This is a genomic window from Nonomuraea zeae (assembly GCF_005889725.1).
In the GTDB taxonomy this organism is placed as follows: Bacteria; Actinomycetota; Actinomycetes; order Streptosporangiales; family Streptosporangiaceae; genus Nonomuraea; species Nonomuraea zeae.
Window position 1 is genome coordinate 1 of the sequence record NZ_VCKX01000585.1, and the last position, 2,755, is coordinate 2,755.

The window sequence follows — 2,755 nt, forward strand, 5'->3', positions numbered from 1 at the left end:
CTCCCCCGCCTCCTCGGACACCGGCTTCCCGGTCACCGTCGAGGCCGGCAACGGCAAGGTCACCCTCGCCAAGAAGCCGGAGCGGATCGTCTCGCTCTCGGCCACCCACACCGAGACGCTCTTCGCCATCGGCGCCGGCCCGCAGGTGATCGCGGTCGACGACCAGTCGAACTTCCCGCCCGAGGCCCCCAAAACCGACCTGTCCGGCTTCAAGCCGAACGTCGAGGCCATCATCGCCCAGAAGCCCGACCTGGTCGTCCTCTCCGACGACCTGGACAAGGTCGTCGCCGAGCTGGGCAAGGTGAACGTGCCCGTCCTGCTCCAGCCCGCCGCCACCAAGCTCGACGAGGCGTACGAGGAGATCACCGAGCTCGGCGCCGCCACCGGCAACAAGGCCAAGGCGGACGAGGTCGTGAGCGGTATGAAGTCGGCCATGGCCAAGCTGGCCGCCGAAGCGCCCAAGGACAAGCAGCTCACCTACTACCACGAGCTCGACCAGACCCCCTACGCGGCGACGTCCCAGACGTTCATCGGCCAGGTCTACGGCATGTTCGGCCTGACCAACATCGCCGACAAGGCGCCGGACGCGGCGGGCGGCTATCCCAAGCTGTCGGCCGAGTTCGTGGCCCAGGCCGACCCCCAGCTGATCTTCCTGGCGGACGTCAAGTGCTGCCAGCAGAACAAGGACACCCTGGCCAAGCGGCCCGGCTGGAAGAACCTGTCGGCCATCAAGAACGACCAGGTGATCCTGCTCGACGACGACCTCGCCTCCCGGTGGGGGCCGCGCGTCGTGCAGCTGGCGGAATCCATCGGCGCGGCGGTGTCCAAGGCCGGCGCGAGCTGACCGTGGCCGTCCGCACGACGGCGCCGGCCCGCCCGTCCAGGGCCCGGCCCCTGTGGGTGGTGTGCGCCCTGGGCGTGCTGGCCGTCTCCATGATCGCGGGGCTGCTCGACGGAGCCGCCGACATCTCGCCCTGGCAGGTGGTGCTCCAGGCGGCCGACTGGCTGCCGTTCGTGCACGTGGACTCCGGGCTCGCGCCGGTCGAGCAGGGCCTGCTGTTCGAGCTGCGGCTGCCGAGGGTGCTCCTCGCGGCCGTGGTCGGTGGGCTGCTGGCCGTGGCGGGCGCGGGTTACCAGGGCGTGTTCCGCAACCCGCTCGCCGATCCGTACCTGCTGGGGGCGGCGGCGGGCGCGGGCCTGGCGACGACCGTGGCCATCGTGCTGCTGCCCGACGTGGCGGCCAGCATCCCGGTCGCGGCCTTCGCGGGGGCCGTGGGCGGGGTGTTCCTGGCGTACACGCTCGGCAACACGGCCGGGCGCGCGGGCGGCACCGCCACGCTGGTGCTGGCCGGGGTCGCGGTCACGTCGTTCCTGACCGCGATCCAGACGTTCGTCCAGCAGTTCAAGGTGGAGGAGCTGCAGCGCATCTACTCCTGGATCCTCGGGGACGTCGGCGGCGGCTGGGACCAGCTCTGGCTGGTCCTGCCGTACGCCGCCGTCTCCGCCGCGCTGCTCCTGCTGCACGGGCGGATGCTGGACGTGCTCTCGGTCGGCGACGAGGAGGCGACCAGCCTCGGCGTGCGGGCGGCCAGGGTGCGGTTCACCGTGCTGCTGGCCGCGTCGCTGGCCACCGCGGCGGCCGTGGCGGTGAGCGGGCTGATCGGGTTCGTGGGCATCGTCGTCCCGCACGTCGTGCGGCGGCTGGCGGGCGGCTCGTACCGGAGCGTGCTGCCGCTGTCGCTGATCGGCGGGGCGGCGTTCCTGGTGCTGGCCGACCTCGTCGCGCGCACCGTGCTCGCGCCGGCCGAGCTGCCGATCGGCGTGGTGACGATGTTCGTCGGCGCGCCGTTCTTCGTCGGCGTCCTGCGCATGACCAGGCGGGCGGCCGTATGATCCGGACCTCGGCCCTGTCCGTACGCCTCGGCGAGCGCGACGTCGTGGACGCCGTGGACCTCCAGGTGCGCGCCGGCGAGTGGCTGGCGATCATCGGGCCCAACGGCGCTGGCAAGTCCACCCTGCTCAAGGCCGTCATGGGCCTCGTCACGCACCGGGGCGAGGTCGCGGTGGACTCCCGGCCCGCCGCCGGGCTCAAGCCGCGCGAGCGGGCCAGGCTGCTGGCGTACGCGCCGCAGGCGCCCGCGCTGCCGCCGGACATGACGGTGTTCGACTACGCGTTGCTGGGGCGCACGCCGTACATCCCGTATCTGGGGCGCGAGAGCGGCCACGATCGCGAGGTGACCGCGTCCGTGATCGAGCGGCTGGACCTGACCGCCCTCGCCATGCGCCGCGTCGGCGAGCTGTCCGGCGGGGAGCGGCAGCGGGTGGTGCTGGCCAGGGCGCTCGCCCAGCAGGCCCCCGTGCTGCTGCTCGACGAGCCGACGACCGCGCTGGACCTCGGGCACCAGCAGCAGGTGCTCGAACTGGTGGACCGGCTGCGGCGGGCCGACGGCCTGACCGTCGTCACCACCCTGCACGACCTCACGGTCGCGGGCCTCTACGCCGACTCCCTGCTGCTGCTGGCCGAGGGCCGCGCGGTCGCCTCGGGCCGGCCCGGCCAGGTGCTGACCGAGGAATTGGTGGGACGCCACTTCGACGCCCATGTGAAGATCGAGCCCGGGCCCGACGGCCGGCCCGTCGTGCATCTGGTCAGGGGAAGATCATGAAGCTCACGTACCGGATGGAGGAGGGGACGAGGCTCGGGGCGCTGCTGTGGGAGTTCGGGCCGGGGTGGCGGATGATCTCCTCCGCGATGCTC

Annotated in this window: 3 protein-coding genes; all 3 read left to right on the forward strand. The window is 72.6% G+C overall.

Annotated elements, in window-relative coordinates:
- Window positions 1-844, forward strand: an 844-nt coding sequence (locus ETD85_RS61430) for an ABC transporter substrate-binding protein (RefSeq protein WP_138698961.1), incomplete at its 5' end; no start/stop codon positions are given.
- 2 nt (window positions 845-846) lie between these two features.
- Window positions 847-1,893 (forward strand): FecCD family ABC transporter permease, encoded by a 1,047-nt coding sequence (locus tag ETD85_RS61435; protein ID WP_379507706.1) that lies wholly within the window; start codon window positions 847-849, stop codon window positions 1,891-1,893.
- Window positions 1,890-2,663: an ABC transporter ATP-binding protein gene (locus tag ETD85_RS61440; protein ID WP_138698962.1), complete on the forward strand. Its 774-nt coding sequence runs from the start codon at window positions 1,890-1,892 to the stop codon at window positions 2,661-2,663. The genes ETD85_RS61435 and ETD85_RS61440 overlap by 4 nt, the downstream gene beginning before the upstream one ends.
- Window positions 2,664-2,755 lie beyond the last annotated feature (92 nt).

Excerpts from the sequence above, each read along its gene's own strand:
- ETD85_RS61440 (WP_138698962.1), top strand. The coding sequence starts at position 1,890 with ATGATCCGGACCTCGGCCCTGTCCGTACGCCTCGGCGAGCGCGACGTC.